13 protein-coding genes and 1 pseudogene are annotated in these 20,902 nt (G+C 48.2%); 5 read left to right on the top strand and 9 right to left on the bottom strand.

Annotated elements, in window-relative coordinates; all coding sequences use genetic code 11:
- Positions 1 to 604: phosphomannomutase (locus MJZ25_14950; protein ID MCQ2125474.1), on the bottom strand; the 604-nt coding region annotated here is incomplete at its 3' end.
- A gap of 265 nt (positions 605 to 869) precedes the next feature.
- Here MJZ25_14950 and dapA point away from each other — a divergent pair.
- Entirely contained in the window at positions 870 to 1,826 is a 957-nt protein-coding gene (gene dapA / locus MJZ25_14945; GenBank protein MCQ2125473.1) for a 4-hydroxy-tetrahydrodipicolinate synthase, read from the top strand.
- 201 nt (positions 1,827 to 2,027) lie between these two features.
- Complete coding sequence (locus MJZ25_14940) at positions 2,028 to 2,753, top strand: hypothetical protein (protein ID MCQ2125472.1); 726 nt, start codon at positions 2,028 to 2,030, stop codon at positions 2,751 to 2,753.
- A 136-nt stretch (positions 2,754 to 2,889) separates the two neighbouring features.
- On the opposite strand, the gene MJZ25_14935 is transcribed toward MJZ25_14940, so the two are convergent.
- The 3 genes from MJZ25_14935 to ilvC all read right to left on the bottom strand — a co-directional run bounded on the left by MJZ25_14935 (position 2,890) and on the right by ilvC (position 7,802).
- Complete coding sequence (locus tag MJZ25_14935) at positions 2,890 to 4,374, bottom strand: DUF1846 domain-containing protein (protein ID MCQ2125471.1); 1,485 nt, start codon at positions 4,372 to 4,374, stop codon at positions 2,890 to 2,892.
- A 141-nt stretch (positions 4,375 to 4,515) separates the two neighbouring features.
- Positions 4,516 to 6,114, bottom strand: a complete 1,599-nt coding sequence (locus MJZ25_14930) for an EAL domain-containing protein (GenBank protein MCQ2125470.1) — start codon at positions 6,112 to 6,114, stop codon at positions 4,516 to 4,518.
- Positions 6,115 to 6,296: 182 nt separating this feature from the next.
- Positions 6,297 to 7,802, bottom strand: coding sequence for a ketol-acid reductoisomerase (ilvC, locus tag MJZ25_14925; GenBank protein ID MCQ2125469.1), 1,506 nt, complete (start codon positions 7,800 to 7,802; stop codon positions 6,297 to 6,299).
- Positions 7,803 to 7,921: 119 nt separating this feature from the next.
- Here ilvC and MJZ25_14920 point away from each other — a divergent pair, with 119 nt between their 5' ends.
- A complete protein-coding gene (locus tag MJZ25_14920; protein MCQ2125468.1) occupies positions 7,922 to 8,830 on the top strand; it encodes a pseudouridine-5'-phosphate glycosidase in 909 nt (302 codons plus the stop codon).
- 75 nt (positions 8,831 to 8,905) lie between these two features.
- Here MJZ25_14920 and MJZ25_14915 read toward each other — a convergent pair whose 3' ends face one another.
- From MJZ25_14915 to MJZ25_14905, 3 genes are all read right to left on the bottom strand, one after another.
- Entirely contained in the window at positions 8,906 to 10,315 is a 1,410-nt protein-coding gene (locus tag MJZ25_14915) for an MATE family efflux transporter (GenBank protein MCQ2125467.1), read from the bottom strand.
- A gap of 104 nt (positions 10,316 to 10,419) precedes the next feature.
- Positions 10,420 to 12,309, bottom strand: coding sequence for a CotH kinase family protein (locus tag MJZ25_14910; protein ID MCQ2125466.1), 1,890 nt, complete (start codon positions 12,307 to 12,309; stop codon positions 10,420 to 10,422).
- Positions 12,310 to 12,449: 140 nt separating this feature from the next.
- Positions 12,450 to 14,243, bottom strand: coding sequence for an endo-1,4-beta-xylanase (locus MJZ25_14905; protein ID MCQ2125465.1), 1,794 nt, complete (start codon positions 14,241 to 14,243; stop codon positions 12,450 to 12,452).
- Between the two features lie 178 nt (positions 14,244 to 14,421).
- Here MJZ25_14905 and ffh point away from each other — a divergent pair, with 178 nt between their 5' ends.
- Entirely contained in the window at positions 14,422 to 15,789 is a 1,368-nt protein-coding gene (gene ffh, locus MJZ25_14900) for a signal recognition particle protein (GenBank protein MCQ2125464.1), read from the top strand.
- A 239-nt stretch (positions 15,790 to 16,028) separates the two neighbouring features.
- Here ffh and MJZ25_14895 read toward each other — a convergent pair whose 3' ends face one another.
- The gene (locus tag MJZ25_14895) at positions 16,029 to 16,646 is read right to left on the bottom strand and encodes a hypothetical protein (GenBank protein MCQ2125463.1); all 618 of its coding nucleotides are present in this window, start codon (positions 16,644 to 16,646) and stop codon (positions 16,029 to 16,031) included.
- A gap of 9 nt (positions 16,647 to 16,655) precedes the next feature.
- Entirely contained in the window at positions 16,656 to 20,177 is a 3,522-nt protein-coding gene (locus MJZ25_14890) for a hypothetical protein (protein ID MCQ2125462.1), read from the bottom strand.
- A 358-nt stretch (positions 20,178 to 20,535) separates the two neighbouring features.
- Between MJZ25_14890 and rpsP the strand changes: the two are divergent.
- Positions 20,536 to 20,805 (top strand): annotated as a pseudogene (gene rpsP / locus MJZ25_14885) (30S ribosomal protein S16).
- The last annotated feature ends 97 nt before the right edge of the window (positions 20,806 to 20,902 follow it).

Raw genomic sequence — 20,902 nt, 5'->3', positions numbered from 1 at the left:
CCCAGTCAACCTTGGATACCGGTTCAAACTTCCAGGTAGCCATCATTTCGTTGGAGAGCTTGGTAATCACGTTGGTGATTTCCGGACCTGCAGGACCGCCGTCAGCCGGGTTGAACTTGATGCCGTTGTAGTGGCTCGGGTTGTGGCTCGGGGTCATGTTGATGGAGCAAGCAGCACCAAGCATTTCGATACATGCGGAGAATTCCGGGGTCGGCATTTCATTGCCGTAGTAAACCTTAACGCCAGCCTTGGCAAACTGGTCAGCCACAGCTTCGCAGAATTCATGACCGAGGAGACGGTTGTCGTGGCCGACGACCACGCCACGCTTCTGGAGGTCAGCGAAGTCCTTCACGCCGAGAGCTTCGAACATAGCAGCGTCGGCTTCCTTGTAGAGGCGAACGATGGCTGCGCCAACAACCTGCAGATTACGGAGGGTGAATTCAGAACCGATTTCGCCACGCCAGCCAGAGGTACCGAAGCTAACCTTAGCCGGTTCCTGGGAGGTGAGAGCCACCTGCTTGACCTGTTCAACAAGGCCCATGTCGGTAGCGGGGTTGAATTCGGGGGACTGGATTTTCTTCCAAATCTGAGTAATGTTTTCCATAAGGGTTCCTATTTTAAAGTTTTAACGGCTCTAATCTAGTAAAAATCGTAAGTTTTCCTAAACATACCTGGACGAAAAAAGGCCTTTATGCCAAGTAATAAGTTCATTATATCCTAAAAAACACATTTTATCGTTACGTTGTTTGTAATCTGCCGGTTCTGGGATTACTCCGTGAAATTCCAATCATTGGAAAAAAAAGGAATTATTAGAGGTTATTTAATGGTTATATCTGCCCGTTTTTCCTTTTTTTAGCTATTTTTAAGGCATGCAAATTACTAAAGCTTCTCAACTTACTGGTGTTTTTCCCGCATTGTTCACCCCGCTGATGAACGATGATCCCAAGAACCTCAACAACTCCATCGACTACAAGAAGATGGAAAAGATGATTGACGACCTTATCGCCTCTGGCGTCTCCGGCATTCTCCCGGTTGGCACCACCGGTCAGAGCGCAACCGTCACTCACAGACAGCACCTCGACATCATCAAGTTCACCTTGGACTACGTTGATGGTCGCGTTCCTGTCATCGCAGGCGCAGGTTCCAACTGCACCCGTGAATCTGTGGAAATGATTCAGGAAATCCTGAAGATTGCTGAAGTTCCCATGCTCTGCGTGACCGGTTACTACAACAACCCGTCCCAGGAAGGCATCGAAAAGCATTTCAAGACCTTGAGCGAAGAAACTGGCGCCAAGATCATTATCTACAATGTTCCGGGCCGTACCGCAAGCTACGTTCACCCCGACACCTTGATTTCCCTGTCCCAGGACAAGAACATCATCGGTCTGAAGCAGGCAGTGGATTTCCGCATCGGTGAAAAGTTCCACGAAGACACACTCCGCGTCATCAAGGAAACCAAGAACAACGACTTCGCTGTCCTTTCCGGCGAAGACGGTTTCTTCATCGACATGTTGGAAATGGGTGGCCAGGGCCTCATCACTGCTACCGGCAACATTCCGGAAGCTGCAAAGATTTTCTCTGACCTGTACAAGGCTTTCGTTGCAGGCGACGCTTCCAAGGCCAAGGACTTGCAGGCCGCAGCACGCGACTACGTAGAAGCTACCTTCTGCCGCAAGAACCCCATTCCTCTGGGCACCATGTTCAACAGCCCGTTGTTCCAGCCCATGACCAGCGTCAAGGATACCGCCCGCGGTGAAGAAGCCGTGGAACGCATCATGAAGCTCATCAACGAAAAGGCAGAAAGCCTCAAGAAGTATCACGTTTAATAAGTGATTAGTGGCTAGTGGCTAGTGATTAGTGATTAGTGATTAGTGATTAGTGATTAGTGGTTAGTGGTATAGAGAAAATCTTCTCCCACAATTCTTGTTTACTAACCATTGTTTACAAACCACTACATACTAATTCCTGTTTACTAACCACTGCATACTAACCACTGCATACTAACCACTATTCCAAGGAGATTTATTATGGCAAAGAACGCAAAGGTTCAGAAGTCCGTCTATGACGAAGTCTGCGCTTACATCAGCAAGCAGAAGCTCCTCCCCATCCCCGTTCAGACCTTGAACGAAGAAGTGGAAGCTACCCGCTATTTCGGTGGCGACCTCAAGGAATTCATTGTTGCAGCAAAATCCCTCGGTGCAAAGAGCATCTTTGTTGAAACCCTCTACCTCGAAGACGACGAATTCTACTATGACAGCGGCATCGATGACGAAGAATACCTCGCCATGAACGGTGCAGATCCCAGCTGCTGTTGCTGCTGCGGTGACGACTGCAAGTGCGGCTGCAAGGAAGACAAGAAGTCCAAGAAGGCCAAGGTTGAAGAAGATGACGAAGACGGCATCTGGCTGGAACCGGAAGACCTGGACGGTCTCGACCTCACCCTCCTCAAGCCGGAAATGGTAAAGTTCATGGACCGCGTCGGCGAAAGCTGCGGCGTCCGTCTGACCGTTCCGGGTGTTGACCACCTCGAAATCGAAATCTTCGCAGACTGGTACGACGAATTCGCCGAAATGGTTGACGAAGCTTCCGAAATCATCGAAGAAGATCCGGTTGGCGCTCTTGAAGACATGCAGGCCGCATTCGAAGCTGCCGAAAAGGAAGCTCTCGAAGCAGAAAAGGCTGCCAAGGCTGCAGACAAGGCAAAGGGCGTAAAGAAGATTGCTGCCCATCCGCCGAAATCTTCCAAGAAGTAATCAATCTTACTTAAGAAGCTTTGAAAAACACCTCGCCTATGCGAGGTGTTTTTTTCCGTAATTTTCAAAACAAAAAAAAGACCGGCTTTAAAGCCAGTCTTTTTTAACGCCGTAGTGCGACGGTAAGCCACAGCTTTTAAGTATGATATAATTTGCTAGTCTGATAATTCGGTTCAGAAGTCAAGTTCACACCGAGACGGCGGAACACGCCCACGTCAACCTGGGACAGGATCACGCTGGAGTGAACATCGCAGTGACGGAGTTCCGGAAGCTTTTCCAGGGCGATCTTTGCGTTGTAATCCGTGAGGGCGCAAACAGAGAGAGCCACCAGCACTTCGTCCATGTGGAGGCGGGGATTGGTATGGCCCAGCTGCTTGGTCTTCAAGTTCTGAATGGGTTCAATGACCATGGGAGACAGCAAGCGGACTTCATCCGGAATGCCAGCCAAGTGCTTGAGAGCATCCAGGAGCATTGCGGAAGAAGCTCCAAGCAAAGAGGACGTCTTTGCAGCGATGATTGCACCGTCCTGCAATTCAATAGCAACTGCAGGACCATTGGTTTCTTCAGAGCGCTTGACTGCTGCGGCAACAACCGGGCGGTCTTCAACGCTGATGTGAGCCTGTTCCATCACGAGCTGCTGCTTGTAAACCTGGTCCTTGTCAGCGTTGCCCTTACGGACGTCGCAAAGGGTGTTGAAGTAGCGGCGGATGATTTCCTGCTTTGCAGCTTCGCTAACAGCTTCGTCATCGACGATGCAGTTGCCAGCCATATTCACGCCCATGTCGGTGGGGCTCTTGTACGGAGATTCGCCAAGGATGCGGGTGAACAATGCATTCAGAACCGGGAACACTTCAACGTCGCGGTTGTAGTTGATGGTGGTCTTGCCGTAGGCTTCCAGATGGAACGGGTCGATCATGTTCACATCGTTCAAGTCTGCAGTTGCAGCTTCGTAAGCCAGGTTCACCGGGTGCTTCAGAGGAATGTTCCAAATCGGGAAGGTTTCGAACTTAGCATAGCCGGCCTTGACGCCGCGGGTATTTTCGTGATAAATCTGGGAAAGGCACACAGCCATCTTTCCACTTCCCGGACCCGGAGCGGTAACCACAACCAGTTCGCGGGTAGTTTCCACAAACTGATTCTTGCCGTAACCGTCGTCGCTCACTACCAGAGGAATGTTGTTGGGGTAGCCTGCAATGGGGTAATGGCGATAGACCTTGAGGCCGAGGCCTTCAAGCTTCTTCTGGTAAGCAAGAGCACTGGGCTGGTCCTGCCAACGAGTCAGCACAACGCTGCTCACATAGAGGCCGTAACCGCGGAAGGCGTCGATCAAGCGGAGAACGTCCTGGTCATAGGTAATGCCCAGGTCGCCGCGGACCTTGTTCTTTTCGATATCGTTTGCGTTAACAGCAATAATGACTTCAGCCTTGTCCTTCAGCTTTTCAAGCATGCGGATCTTGGAGTCCGGTGCGAAGCCCGGCAAAACGCGGCTTGCGTGGTGGTCATCAAACAGCTTGCCGCCGAATTCAAGGTAAAGCTTTCCGCCGAACTTTGCAATACGTTCGGCAATCTTCTCGGACTGCGTTCTCAGGTACGCGTCGTTATCAAAACCAACTTTGAACATACTCGCCTCATGTACGAAAAATTTATCGGACAAAAAATAAAAAAATGGTGTTCCCTCCCCTAGGGTCCAAGTAAAAAAAATAGACACAATCTGGAGAAGATTGTGCCTATAGGAAAAAGGTGCTTTACACGTTATGAAAAATCACTTGTCCACCACCTTGGTGGCTGATCCGTAAGCCTTGATCGGGTTACCGTTTTCATCGAATTCCGTGGTGTAACGGACATGGTAAGGGACCCTTTCCTTGGTCAAAGGAATTATGGCTTCCAGACGCTTGGCTCCCCCATCGATCTGGTGCATGATGTCGCGGTACATATCTGCAAAATCTTCCGGGAAAGTCCCGTTCTCGATCAAAGGTTCCGGATAATTCCGGACAAGGGGCGGCAAGCCCAGGTCACGCTGGCAGCGGAAACAGGGACGCATTTCCTTCGTGGCAATCGAGTATTCCCAGTAGTAAATGTTAGCCTGTTCGCTGGCGGCCTTGAAACGGCGTTCGCTATCCCGCATGGTATCAAGGGCGTTCTTTTCTACAGTGATGTTCCGAACCATCACATAGAACAGGCGGCTCACCTTGCTTTCGCCAATAATCTGGATAGAACTGCGGATGCAGATGCGTTCCGTGCCACAGCATTCAGACTTGATGATGCGCCAGGTTTCGCATTCCTGTTCTTCGCGGGTGGCCACAACCTTCCTAAGGGTTTCCCTGTAAATCCTCTTGGATTCGCCTTCCAATGTATCGTAGGGCTTGAAGGAAATGATTTCGCTTTCGGACAAATTCATTCCCAGTTCCCGAACGTACTTCTGGTTCACGCGGAGGATATCCAGAGTTTCAAAATCATTGCCCACTTCAACGATGGAAGCGGCGCCCACAAAGTTACTGAAAATCAAGGTTTCCATGGAAGCCGGATTCCAGAACTTGCCCGCATCTACAAACTGGTCGATATTCATCTGGGGAACGATGGAACCGATGGTCTTCCCGCTCAGCAGTTTTTCGTATTCTTCTGCCGGAATCGGCTTGGAATAAAGGTAACCCTGGATGTAGTCGCAGCCCACACTCTTCAGGAAGTCAGCCTGTTCAATTGTTTCCACGCCTTCAGCAATCACCGGAAGCTTGAGCCACTTGGCCATACGGACAACGGAGCTCAATATGGTGCCGCCACGTTCACTGCCGATGGCGCCGCCGATAAATTTCAAGTCCAGCTTCAGGACATCGAAATCAATATCCTTCAGCACATTCAAGGAGGAGTAGCCACTGCCGAAGTCATCCATTTCCACGGTATAGCCCAGGTCATGGAGCTTTCTGATGGCGTTAATAACAACGTTAGGACCTGCAACGGCGGCAGTTTCCGTCAATTCTACATGAATCAACTTTGTGGGGACATCATACTTTACGCGAAGTTTTTCAAGACGTTCGATGTAGTCTTCACAAAGGATGTCGTTGCGGGACATGTTCACCGAAATGCGGGCAAGGGACTTCCCCTCATCAATGCACTTGCGGAGGAACCTGCAAACTTCTTCAAAAACGTACAAGTCCAGAGTAGGAATAACGCCCATCTCTTCAAGAGCGGGAATAAAATCGGCCGGGGAAATAAATCCGTACTTGGGAGAAATCCAACGGACCAGGGCTTCAGAACCAATCAAAGCTCCAGTGGAGTGATTGTACTGTGGCTGGAAATACACAGAGAACTCACGATTCACAATCGCGGGTTCAAATGATTCAGCAATTTGTTGGAAGTCTACCATAAAACCACCCAATTATCCTTACACTCTAGTAACATATATTAATTGGAGGGCCTTTTTCCATTTTCTGTACAATTAGTGTACACAACTATATTCCAAGTTGGAAGACGGGTTGAGAGAAGCAAACAAAAAAGGCCGATTCCCTAGGGAACCGACCTTTTAAAGCTTTCAACTAAGCGTTAAACTTAGTGATAGATAGCGACGTCTGCGCCCTTGAGAGCTTCAGACATACCGGTCATGCGGGCACGGAGCCATGCACCGATTTCTTCAACCGGGTGCTTACGGATGTTGGCGTTGACCTTGATGAGCTGTTCGTTATCAACTGCAGTGGTCTTGCCTTCGCCGTAGATAGCGCCGATATCTTCCTTGGTGATTTCAGTTGCCATGAAGTCCTTCAGCAGAGGCACACAAGCGTTTGCGAAGAGGTAGCAACCGTATTCAGCGGTATCGGAGATAACGCGGTTCATTTCGTAGAGCTTCTTACGAGCAATGAGGTTTGCGATGAGCGGAGTTTCGTGGAGGGATTCGTAGTAGGCGCTCATGGGCTTGATGCCGACGGAGCACATGGTTTCGAATGCCAGTTCCACGCCAGCCTTGATCATAGCGACCATGAGAGTTGCGCGGTCGAAGTATTCCTGTTCGCTGATAGCCTTGTCGGTAGCAGCAACCTTTTCGAATTCCAGTTCGCCGGTAGCAGCGCGCCATGCCAGGAGGTCCTTGTCACCAGCTTCCCAGTCCACCATCATGGTAGAGGAGAACTTGCCGGAGATGATGTTGTCCTGATGCTGCTGATAGAGAGGACGCATGATCTTCTTCATCTTTTCAGCCAGTTCGGTTGCGCGGATCTTAGCCGGGTTGGAGAGACGGTCCATCATGTTGGTGATGCCGCCGTGCTTGAGGGCTTCGCAAATGGTTTCCCAGCCGTACTGGATGAGCTTGACTGCGTATGCCGGTTCTACACCGAATTCCTTGACCATCTTGTCGTAGCAGAGGATGGTGCCGGTCTGGAGCATACCGCAGAGGATGGTCTGTTCGCCCATGAGGTCAGACTTAACTTCTGCAACGAAAGCACTTTCGAGAACGCCCGGACGGTTTGCATGGAGGCCAACAGCGTAAGCCTTGGCATAGTCCCAGCCCTTACCTTCGGGGTCGTTGTCCGGATGAACGGCGATCAAGCTCGGCATACCGAAACCACGCTGGTATTCGGTCCAAACTTCGGAACCCGGGCCCTTCGGAGCAACCATGATCACGGTGATGTCCTTACGGATTTCCTGACCTTCTTCAACGATGTTGAAGCCATGGCTGTAGGAGAGAGCTGCACCCTTCTTCATGAGCGGCATGAGGGTGGGGATCACGTTGTGGTGCTGCTTATCCGGTGTGAGGTTGCAAACCAGGTCAGCCTGCGGGATGAGTTCTTCAAAAGTACCAACGGTGAAGCCGTTTTCGGTAGCGTTCAAGTAGGACTTGCGCTTGGTTTCGATAGCTTCCTTACGGAGAGCGTAGGAAACGTCGAGACCGCTAGCACGGAGGCAGAGACCCTGATGAAGGCCCTGAGCACCGCAACCAACGAAAACAATCTTCTTGCCCTTGAGAGCATCGGTGCCATTGGCAAATTCAGATGCTTCCATGAAACGGCAGTGGCCAAGTTCTTCGAGCTGACGACGCAGCGGAAGTGTATTGAAGTAATTCATACCCATGATATTGAACCTCTTTTGAGTAGTATTAAAGTTTTAACGAGCGTAAATATAGGAAAAGGCAAGCGATACGGCATTTTTGCTATCTTTGAAATGCGAAAAAAAAGGAGATTTTTATGCTTAAATACATCGATTTCGAACCAGACGCCCGTAAAGCCCTTGAAGACGGTTCAGCAATCGTCGCCCTGGAATCAGCCGGTGCATTTGACGGAATCCCCTACCCCGAGAATCGTGACACCATCCAGACCCTGGCCAACAGGGTTCGCGAACAGGGAGCCATTCCCGCCCACATCGTCATCAAGGACGGCCGTATCAAGGTTGGCCTTTCCGATGAAGAAATCGAGGAATTCGCCAAGAAGCAAGGCAAGCTGATCAAGGCTTCCCGCCGAGACATTCCCATGCTCATCGCCCAGAAGAAGGACGCCATCATGACCATCGCCGCCACCATGCTTATTGCAGACCTGGTGGGAATCAAGGTGGTTGCCGGAGGCGGAATCGGTGGCGTGCACCGCGGTGCAGAAACATCCATGGACATCTCCGCCGACCTGGAAGAGCTGGCCGTAAGCAACGTGGTCTGCGTCTGTTCCGGAGCCAAGTCCATCCTGGATTTGGGTCTGACCCTGGAATATCTTGAAACCAAGAGCATTCCTGTCATTGGCTACGGCACCGACAAGCTCCCCGCCTACATGGCCCGCGAAAGCGACTTCAACGTGGATTACCGCGCCGACGATGTTGAAACCATCGCCCGCGCCTTCGACGCCAAGATGGCTCTGAAGTTGGAAGGAGGCCTCCTGGTCACCAACCCCATTCCGGAAAAGTACGCCGTGAACGCCAACGAAATGAACCGCGCCATCGAAAAGGCCGTGAAGGAAGCTGTGTGGGACGACATCAAGGGAAAGGCCATCACTCCTTACCTGCTCCGTAGCGTCAAAAACCAGATGGGCGCCGAAAGCGTAGAAGCCCAGAAGCACCTGCGTCTGAACAATGCGGAGCTGGCAGCAAAGATCGCCAAGGCTCTTCCGTAAAAACAAAGACTTTCAAAAAAGAAACGCCCCGTCAAAAGGGCGTTTTTCTTTTTTTATTCATTTTTCAAAAGCCGATTACTCGGCGTCCAGCACGTGGCGGCGCCACTTGCCGTTCTTCCAACGGCGCCAGAAAATCAGCGGAGCGGTTCCGTAAACCCCCACCACAATAATCCAGGCATAGTGACCCGGAACGTTAAAAATATGCGTTGCCACATAGAGGGCGACAGTATTGAACCAGTTCATAATGCCACAGGCAATCATGACCCACACCGTATCGCCGGCACCACGCAGAGCTCCGCAGTAGATTACCAGTAATACTTCCACAAAGATGTAGATAGTGGCGAATCGCAACATGAAAATGCTCATGGGGCGAGCAGCCTCAAAAATAGCCAAAGCCTCCGCGGACGCACCCGCCTCGGGCCTAAAGATATCCGTCAGGACACCCGGCAGGAACACCAAAAGAACGCCTATCATCAGAGAATAGGCCCACCCCACCTTAAGGCCGGAAAGTGTGGAGCGGTTCGCTGCTGCAGCCTGCTTTGCACCGACGTAACGTCCCACCAGACTGGTAGACGCCACCTCAAGACCCATCAGGGGAACATAGGCCACCATGTCCCAGTTGAACATGACGGAAGCCGCCGTAGCCATTTCGGGACCAAGACCGTGGAAGATAAGGATCATCAGCTGGAAGGCGGCCATGTTCAAAAACATTTCCACGCCGGAAGGAAGGCCGCGGCTCAGCAATTCCCTGATTTGCCCAAAGTTCAACTTCAGGTTGCTGCGGGTCGCAAAGCGCTTGTGATTTTTCTTGTTGAAGTAGACCGCAAAGAGCATTGCCGTGGAGACAATGTTTCCGATAACGGTACCGTAGGCGGCGCCAGCAACGCCAAGGCGCGGGAAAGGCCCAACACCAAAAATCAAGAAATAATTGCAGACAATGTTTACCAGCATGCCCACGAAGGCTGCCTTCATGATGATCTTGGTCTCGCCAATGCCACTGAAGAAGCAGGGCGCCGCGTTTCGAATAAGGGTAACTACCCCACCGAACATCAAGATGTTGAAGTAGGTCTTCTGATGCACCAGCTGGTCGGGCGCCACACCCTGGTGGTCAAAGATCAAGTGTCCCAGAGGTATGGTCAAGTAAAGGAAGGGCACGCAAGCAATGGAAAGGTACACTGCCTGCATAAAAACACTGGCACATTCATTCTTTCGGCCGGCTCCAAAACGTTGGGCAACCATCGCCGTAGTGTAGCTGATCATGCCCGTAAAGAAGGTGGTCAGCACCAAGTTCATGCCGCCGGCCCCCAGGCTCGCATTCATTTCGGCAGGGCCCAGCTTACTCAGGAAAAGACGGTCCACAAACGTCATCAAGGTATCGAAGGACATGGACAAAAGCATGGGAAGGGCAACCACCAAAACATCGTGGATGTCCCCGTTCTTCTTGAACTTTACAGGCTTAAAAAATCCAATGACCTTTCCTAACATTCATCATCCTTCTTTGCGAGCCGCAAGATAGAAAATTTCAACATAAAAGAAAAGGTCTGCCGCGGCAACCGCAACAGACCTTTGCACAAACTTGTCTACAAAACTCATTCAAAAACTGCAGTATAAACGGTTCCGCTTACTGGCATGATCATTCGCGGATTTTCGGTAGAACCATCTTCCCAGCCAAGGAACTTACCTTCACCGTAAGCAGTCAGCTCCATGAGGTTTCCACCAAAGAATGTACCGACATAGTTATTTTCCGGAAGAGGATTACCATCCAAAAGAATCTTGCCATTGCCAGCCCAGGAGAAGCCAACCGTAACGTCGTCGCTTAAGCCAAATTCCTTTTTAAATTCAGCACGGACCTTCGGATCTCTTTCCGAAGCCCATTCCTTAAGGCAACTTCCAGTAACGGAGAAGCCCTTGCCACAGGAATTCTTGTAGTAAAGTTCATCACGGTCAAACTTTTCCATATCCCTTGTAGATTCTGTCTTCGGAATAGTAGCGGCCATACGGTCCACAGCTTCTGTAACCTTCTCGGAATTCACGTATGCGGAGTAAATGATGGATGCTCGGTTGATGAAAGCCCTCTTGAATTCCGGATTTTCAATCAACTTCACATAAACATTGTGGAAGCAGAGAGGGTCAGCATTCTTGTAGCAAGATCCGGTGGTAATGCCACCAGTCTTCAGCCATGTAAACATGTTAGTGCTCTGGGAGAAACCCTTCACACTCCATTCCCAGTCAAAGCCGTGGTCCAGGTCAAAAGCAACAAACTTCCACTTCTGGGTACCAGAGCGCCAGGCACGAAGGTTATTGTCAGGCCAGTCACCGTTATGATAGTAAATCTGGGCAGCCAGGTATTCCATCAAGCTCTGCATATTCATGCGAGACTTGATCTTCTTATAGGCTTCATTATTTTCACCCGTCAAGTCGTTGGTCGAGATGAAGTTCAAAAGATCGATGTAGTCATCCGAAGATCCACCGCTAACATCGATGGTTTTGTTAGTATGCTTGATAAAGTCCACGGCCTCGGCATCGATACCGTAGTTGGTTTCCACGAAATGTTCGTTCAACTTTTCACGCATATCATGGATACCGTAATAATGGCCATTATAGAAAACCACTACCTGACGGGAGCGCTGGTAGTCCACCTGGGTTCCTTCAAGAAGGCTTGTGCCCATAGCGTCTTCCAGATAGTCACTGACGAAGCGGTTTCCGTTGTTACGAAGGATAAAGCCCTTGAACTTTTTCTGATATTCACGGGTTTCAAAAAGCGGATATCTGAAATGGCCCTTTTGGAGCTTTTTCTTCATATTGATGGAAACAGACTTCTTCTTCTGATTGCGGCTATAGCCACCCATAATGGAAGCTTCCGCATCAATTTCAAAACCCTTGGAAACAGAAGAACTTCCGTTAGGGAAATATTCCACGTGGGCAGCCACGGCGGTATCCAGCCAGAACTTTGCTTCAGAGCAAGGATCCGGTTTGCAGGGGTCAGCCTTGAGAATTTCCTTGTAATACCAATCAGGCACAGTCACGGCAACCACAGGCATAGCCACAGACTCATCAATGAGATATGTTTCTGTGGATTTGGCAGCAGCAGTATCAGCAACGAATTCCGTGCAGCGAATTACGGTGGAAGACTCGACCGTCTTAGGTTCAGTCAACGGTTCCGATGCCAAGGTCGGTTCAGTACCGTCAAACGTACAACGGATGACACCACCTTCTACTGTCGGCGTAGGAACGGGTATTTCGAGAGACTTGTAGAAACCAGCTGCGGGCAGACCTACACCAGGCAAGACCTTTTTAGTAGGGCCGTCGTCTTTCAAGGCTTCCGCAACCCAATCCGTCACCAGAATTTCATCAAGAGCAGATGCATTGATTTCATTACCGTTTTCATCAACAACTACTTTTTCTTCCGGCTCGGTTGTTCCAGAACAAGCCACCAACAAGGTGCCCAAGAGCAAAGCAGAATAACCAAAAAATTTCATAAACCAAACAAGCCCTTTGTATACAGTAAATTTTTCGCCTTGAATATATTTTTTTGTTCGCAACAAGTCAATAAAAAAAGCCCGTCTCTCAACGGAGACGGACTTAAATCACAGTAAAATAATTTTACAATTGACAGGTTTTACTTCACGTAAGTTTCAGAAGTTTTACCATCAATTGTAACCTGATACTTACCCTTGAAACCGCGGAACTTTGCAATACCATTTTCATCGGCAGTTGCGGTGGCTTCGGTGGTCCAATCCTTGTGCCACAGGTCGTAAATCTTTGTAGCGGCAGGCTTTTCAGAACCATCGGCACGGATGATACCGCCCCTCTGGACCCAGTGACGGTTATCCCAGAATCCCCACATGACGATGCCGTTTACAGCAGGATGGCTGAACAAGGTGCGGAGAATCTTTTCGTATTCGCTGGCCTGTTCTTCTTCGGAAATTGTCAGGCCCTTGTCCCAAGCGCCAAAGTCAAGTTCAGTCACCTTGATGGGAAGGCCAAGAGCAGCAAGCTTATCCAAGCGTTCGCGAATCAGGGCGGGAACCACGGGGCGAGTACCGAAGTGGCACTGCACGCCGATGCCCATCACAGGAACCTTACGGTCCAGCATTCCCTTGATGAGGCTGATGTAACGGTCGGTTTCACCGGCGGCCACCACCTGGTAGTCGTTGATGTAGAGGACTGCTTCAGGATCTGCCTCGTGAGCCCAGATGAAGGCGCTATCCAGATAGTTGATGCCGCAAAGGTTGGTGGTGTACATTTCGTGGATGGGTTCGTTCCACACATCGTATTCCACAATCTTGCCCTTGTATTCCTTCAGGTCGCGATTGATGCGGGCCCTCAGCTTCTTGCCGAAGTCTTCGCACTGGCTAGCCTTATTGGGGTTGGAGAAGTGCTTATCAAAGCCGTAACCCTGATGAGCCCAGTAGAGCGCATGACCGCGAAGGGACCAGCCGTTTTCCTGAGCAAACTTCACGTAGCGATCCATGTCTTCACGGAGGGGCTTGCCTTCCTTCTTCTCGTATTCAGGCCACTTAAACTGGTTTTCGGTCACGCCGTGCCAGAAGTACTTCTTGGCGGCTTCCTTATACCACTTTTCGGTGCTGTCCTTGTCCGGACCGTAGAATGCGAGAGCGGTACCGAAGGGGAAATCATGACGGACAAGCTTCACGGAAACTTCTTCGCCCGGGTTTGCCTTCACTTCGAAATCAGTCTGGCGGATCTCTGCAATGCGGGTATCCGCTTCAGCATACCAAGTGGTGTCCAGATCGCCCTGCTTTTCGATGGACACGTTGTCAATCTGCATCCAACCCTTCTGGATACCGATCTGGAAAGTAACGTTGTTCAGGCCGTAACCCTTCTGGTCGGCAAGGAAGGTCATGGAGTAAGTCTGCCATTCCGGAGTCAAGGCGTAGGATGCACTTTCCTTCTGCTTGTATTCCGTATCGGGGCCACCCTGGACCACGGCGTTCATAGCCATGTTACCTCTAGCCACAAAGGACAGAGTGTAGTAAGCGGAGTCTGCAAGGAACTTAGGCGGTTGGAGCTGCAGGCCCCACCAAGGGTCCGGCAATTCCGTCACAATGACCTGGGCGCCGTTGGTGCAGTTCACGCCAATGCCAGGAACACCAATCTTGCTTTCCACCTTGGCAGTCTTGCGTCCATCTTCCTTGATCCACAGGTACCAGCCACCGTCGCCATATTCCATGTCGCCGTTGGTCATCTTGTTGGCGCCGCCGACTTCCTCAAATTCGTCGGGGCTGCAACTGGTGGGCGGAACACTTGCCGCATTGGCCGATGCCACAGCCATGCTGGCAGGGCCACCTGCAGTAGAAATAACAGCGGGAGCGGCATTTTCGCTGGAGGCGCAATTTGCCAAAGCTATCATCGGCAGAGCCCAAAGGGCAGTTTTCAAGGATTTGTGCATAAATATTCCTATTCAAATCGGTTTTAACATCAAGAATATAAATATTACAGCACGGGATAAGGCCGCCGCAATTCAAAAACCGTGCACAACTGTATCAAGTGAACTTCCCGCAAAACCGCACCACACCCCTCTCGCAACTCATAAATCGTAATTCATAATTACTATATTTGCCCCCACTATGTTTTCACAGCTGACTGATTCTCTAGAAAATACCCTCAAGAACCTGCGTGGGCAGGGCAAGCTTACCGAAGAAAACGTTGCGGAATCCCTTCGCGAGGTCCGCCGCGCCTTCTTGGAAGCAGACGTTAACTTTAATGTGACCCGCGACTTCGTGAAGGCCGTCAAGGAAAAGGCTCTCGGTTCCGAGGTCCTGACTTCCGTGACCCCGGGTCAGCAGATTGTGAAGATCATCCACGACGAACTTGTAGACGTCATGGGTGGTGAAACCAAGGAAATCAACCTCTCCGCTCCCGCTCCCGTGGGCATCATGATGGTGGGTCTCCAGGGTTCCGGTAAGACTACTTTTGCAGGCAAGATTTCCCTTTGGATGCGCACCAAGAAGAAGCGCAAGCCCCTGCTGGTGGCAGCCGACGTTTACCGCCCGGCAGCAATCAAGCAGCTGCAGGTGCTGGGCAAGTCCATCGGCATCCCCGTCTACGACGAAGGCCAGGGCAATCCTGTGGAAATCATCAAGCACGGCTACCAGTACGCCAAGGATAACGGCTTTGACCTGGTGATCTACGATACCGCAGGCCGCTTGCAGATCGACGAAGAATTGATGCAGGAACTGGAACAGGCACAGGAAGCCGTCCATCCTGACGAAGTGCTATTTGTGGCTGACGCCATGATCGGTCAGGAAGCCGTGAACGTTGCCGAAACCTTCTGGCAGCGCCTCAAGTTCACCGGCGTCTGCCTTTCCAAGATGGATGGCGACACCCGCGGCGGTGCAGCCCTCTCCATCAAGAAGATGACCGGCGTTCCCATCTGCTTCATCGGCGTTGGCGAAAAGCTGAACGAAATCGACCTGTTCCACCCCGACCGTATGGCCAGCCGAATCCTCGGCATGGGCGACGTGGTCTCCCTCGTGGAACGTGCACAGCAGGTCATCGACGAAAAGGACGCCAAGGACCTTAAGAAAAAGATCCTGAACAACACCTTCGACCTAAACGACTTTTTGAACCAGCTGCGCACCATCAAGAAGCTGGGCAGCATCAAGAGCATTTTGAGCCTCATCCCAGGCCTGAACAAGCTCCCCATGGACCAGATCGACGAAAAGGAACTGGTTTACGTGGAAGCAGTCCTCAGTTCCATGACCCCCAAGGAACGCAAGAACCCGAGCATCATCAACGGCAGCCGCAAGGACCGTATCGCCAAGGGCTCCGGCACCGAGATCGGTCGCGTGAACGCCGTGCTCAAGCAGTACGAGACCATGAAGGAAATGTTCAAGAAGGTGGGAGACTTCGCCCGCAAGCAAAACGGCGGCAACCCGATTGGTTCCAACTACACCCCGCCCAAAGACAAGAACAAGAAGAAGAAAAAGCACTAAGGCGAGTGCAGCGCCAGAGCTTGCTCTGGCATTGCCGAGCCGCCGGCTTTTGGATCGAAGATCAAAAAGAAGAAGTAAAGACGTGAGGGGCCCAGCACGTCCACAAAGAGGATTTTTCTCACTAAGGACTTCCTCAAAGAGGATAACTCAACTAAGAAACTAAAGTTTCAAGTTTCGTATAAAAGTCCTAAGTGTTTATTTACTTTGATTTCACCGACTCCGCGCTACATCTTGCAGAGTTAGTAAAGATTATTCTCATGGAAATCAGAAATCCAAGCAGAAGTACAAGCGTTTTTCCTTTCAACGCCATCAACTTCCATTGTTCTGCACATTCCAAAGGTACTCTTGTGATTGGTTACACAAATTCCTTGTTCACAGGATCCCTTTACAAAGGAATCTCCATTCAAGACATTCGCAGCTACCGAGTCTGTCACTCTATACACACGATAAAATTTTCCAAATTCAAGATTTAGGCCATCTCTATTAGCGAAACGTAGCGTATCCACAACCTTTTCTGTAAAGAGCAAAACATGGATTTCATCCAAGGACAAATTAAGGTTATCACACAATGCCCCTAAAGAGCAATAATCAACAATCCAACGTGAACCGCCCTGTAAGGGCTCCTTAACACAGTTTTCTTCTTTACAAAAGACTCCTTGCTCAATATACTCACCCTTGGAATTCGCAGAAAAACAAACCCGTTCTCCATTTACGAAATAGGCAACACTATCAACGGATTCGTTTAAGACGACACTCACAGTAACCGAGGAATCATATTCTTTGCAAATCGTTCCCGGTTCTTCCACATAACAAGCAGACAACAAAAAAACAATCAAGCAAAAGACAACTACCTTCATCCTCCCCCCCTAATAAATCAAAAATTTATTAAACATCGGCGATTCGTTCTGAGCTATTACAGACTTTTTTTCTGGAGCAACATACGGAACCCACGTAAATTTTGTGTTCTGATGAACAACAATTTCCTTCGCCTGAATAGATCCATAAAATTCCTTGCCAGATTGTCCAACGACAACCTTCGCATTTGGAGCGATAATTGTTCCTGCAAAATTTGTTTGAATATAAGCAGTCTCCGTTCCATAATAGTATACGACGATATTCTGAGCGGCATGAACTACGTCGTTATCAACAATAGCACCATTCCATTGAAAACGTTCTCCAACATGCAATTCAATGTTGCCTTTATCAGTCATATTTATTCTTGATCCTGATTGAAAACTAATCCCCCCAACCAATCTTGTTCCAGATTCATTGACAATCAACTCAGAATTAGAATTAAACATGTAAACGGTGGACGATGCTTTTGCATCAAAAAGATCATCATAATATACAGACTCCCCAGCATTAACAACACTTGAGTAGACATGGGAAAAATTGCCTTCAAAGCTTTCAGCTATAGAGAGAGTCTTTTCAAAAATCAATGGAAATAAATACATAAATTTCGAAGACTCCATTTTATCACCGCCAACAACCACATTGGAACTTTGGGACACAACACTCCCACCGGTAATGATTTGATCATAAACAACAGAGCGATCCCGCATTAAAACTGATTTTGACGAGTATATCGCCCCCACTTTTGCACCCACACCAAGAATTACTCCATAATCTTCAATAAAATCCGTCCCATAAGAGGCAACAATACAAGGATTACCCATCAAATCAACACAATAAGATCGGTCGTTCATCCTTAATTGAGCTTTCGCAACCAAAGGTGCAATAATGTCAACACACCGTGGTGCTTGATTGGTTGGATATTCAGCCGCATTAAATCTATCACACGAGCCTTGAACGCCTTCACCCAAATAACCATTTTCCTGATCATCACAAAAGCCATCACCGTCCGAATCCCTATCTGCAGGAGCACTAAGATTGTCCCCATCAACATCCCAAACATTTTTTTTCATTTCGTAACGGCAACGCGACGCCTGATAGACTTCCACCGAATCATTTAATCCATCTCCATCTGAATCACTGTTATAGGGATCCGTCCCAAACCGATATTCATCATAATTGACAACACCATCTTTGTCTCTATCTATAAAAACATTACCGTCAGCACTTATACCCTTAGCGTTTATTGGGGGAACATAATAGCTAAAGAATAAATCCGCAGTTATGTAGTTTTTCCAAGGTTCATCAGACGCAGCCTTTATAATCAAATCTACAAGTTTTCCAACACCATTTAGCACTGTCAAAGCAGCAACATCAATGCCCAAAAGAGAAACATTTGTATAGCGACGCCATTCTGAAGTGCCTAGGTTATCCACATTCAACAAATGAATATAAACTTCACCGTTAACCTTAATTTTATATCCATTTAAAACCATAGAATGTCCACCACTAAGCCCAGCATTCAATTGAGACACACCAATAACATTTCCACGCTCAAGTTCATTCACTATCGTGGATAGAGGCGGAGGTCCCATATACCAGCCGTCAACTACAGGAAGAATTCCGCTACTTGCAAAAGTGTTCTTTGCTGCAGTATAAGCAATTCGGCTTAAAGCACCCATTCCTAAAGAATGATTAACCGCCTGAATCGTTTCAATGGGACCTCCATATGAAGTATCACTAAAGTCGTCCCTCACATAGTAGAGAATTTCATCTGTAGAAATACTACCACCCTTATGATGATTGATCATTTGAGCCATAGTAAGCCAGCAACGATTATGCACAGCAAAGTCCTGATTCTTGGTAAATAATTTATTCCAATTATTCCAATTGAACCCCGTTCCATCCCAGTTCGTCACCATCATCCTAGTATCCTTCATAGCACAGAACGCATCTTGGCCCAAGCATTTATCACTCAATGGTAAATTGAAAAGATACTCTTGTTTATAAGAGTAATTCAACCAAGTCATATTTTTGACCACAGGAACAACTTTTGTACGAATCGTTTCTACATGAGTAAATATTTGAATAATGCCGAGAGGACTAGTGTGCAAGAAATAATTGTCCTTCGCATACGTAACGTTAACATTGTCCGTCACAATCGCATATACCACGGGAGCAAAATATTCAGCAGCCTTTTCTGCTGTTTTTTTTGCCCAGCTACCAAGTCTTTTATACCAAGGTTTCCTTAAAACAGGGATTTTGTCATCATAATCCTTTGCGTTATAATCCGCATCATCTCCACCAACGACGAAATAATCCACCCCGTCTTCAAATACATCATTCCCAACTTCCACAAGCGGATCTGCAAACCAAAAATAGTTACCCACGGCAGGAGCAGCAACTTTAACTGCATTTTTTTGTGTAAATTTCGAGATGACAGTGTCTCCATAAACAGAATCTTTCATTACAATCAAATGATACCAATCAGCTCCTTCCACCTTATTCCATGATAGTATCAAAGAATCAATATCATTCTCTTCATATTGAAGGATTGGAGACGAAATTATTGTTGGCAAAGGATTTGCATCGGGATTTTCCCAAGCCCGATAAAACTTCCAATTAGAGGACAACCTAGCATCAAGATATTTGCCTTCATTATCTTTCAAAAGAGATAAATATTGGCCATCAGATAAACCTTGATTATATCCCCTATCAAAATCGGCATATACAAAAGTTGAATCTGTTTCCCATAAGTTCTGTTCAACTGCAGCACGTCCATTTTCTGGTTTCCAACCAAATGCAAAATAGGCAATCATATGCCCTTTGCATTCTGCCCAAAATTCACCACGGTTATTAACTTGCACATTTGCAAAACCACGCCAAATTTTATTTCCAAGAGAGTCCTCCTTGACAAATTTTAAATCAACAACAGCGATGTCCCCCCCTGCACTAGCGATATTTATTGTACTAGCATCAGTTTTCTGCCATTGCATTACTTGCAACGAAATCTCATTATTCTTTACCTCAACAAATTTGATTTCAGGACAACCACTAACCTTATCGCCAGCAACCATCACTTTTCGGCCATTAGAAACAACATCCACATTTTTTGTCAATCTGAAATATCTATCCGCAGGCTGCGAGGGGTCATCATTTTTAGACCAAAGCCCCCAATCTTTTGCGTACAAACCAAGAACAAAGCCTGCATCCCCGCCCAACGTGTCTCCAGGAATTAAAATTACATTCGGAAAATAAATAACCAACGTTTCCGAATTTTCACCATTATAAACCCAATTGGCCATACCCCCTGGCATATGATAAATAACAGGATCAACAATTGATGCAGAATCCTGTTTCACATGATATCGAAGTTCAATCCCATTCAAGGTATCTTCGGAATTATTAACAACCTTGAATCTTAATGTTGTATTGTTTTCTGATGATAACTGCTCATCCAATGTATACACCGATACACCTATTGCATACAATGGAAATGCGATAAACAAAATTGTTGCAATCAGCTTTGCAATCATATGACCCCCATTTTTGTAAAAAAATAGATTAAATCATCTCATTTCGTGGCAAAATTATCGTAAAAACAATCCTTACAAAAAAAACACGTTGAAATGCACCACGTAGACTCAATACAAACATTCCAAAGATTACGTCAACTCGTTCTTTCAAAAATCGCCGAATTTTATTCAAATTTCGCCATTTTTAACCTTTTTCCGTATACAAATTTAGTTAGTTTATATGTAAACAACGGAAAAATTTTACATTGCCGTCCTTTACAGACAAGATTTAATTGTTATATTTGGCATCAAAACAGAATAAGCCCGGTTTCCGGGATACATTTAAACAGCCTCGTCTGAGGCAAAAAAGAGGTCAAAAATGGCAACCGCTATCCGTCTTTCCCGCTTTGGTAAGCGTCACAACCCGATCTACCGCGTAGTCGTTATCGACAGCCGTAAGGCACGCGACGATAGCTTTATCGAACAGGTCGGTTTCTACAACCCGAACACCAAGAATCCTGAAATCAAGTTCGATCAGGAAAAGGCTCTCAAGTGGCTCATGACTGGTGCACAGCCGTCTGACACCGTCCGTAGCCTCCTCAAGCAGGCTGGCATCATGGAACTCTTCCACGAAGCTAAGGCTGGCCGTTCCATTGAAGGTAAGGTTGCCACTCCGAAGGCTGCTAAGGCTAAGAAGGCAAAGCTCGGTCCTAAGGCTCTCGCCAAGATCGAAGCTGAAAAGGCTG

The sequence above is a fragment of the Fibrobacter sp. genome (assembly GCA_024399065.1).
Lineage (GTDB): Bacteria > Fibrobacterota > Fibrobacteria > Fibrobacterales > Fibrobacteraceae > Fibrobacter.
This window is presented reverse-complemented; position numbering and strand designations above follow the sequence as displayed.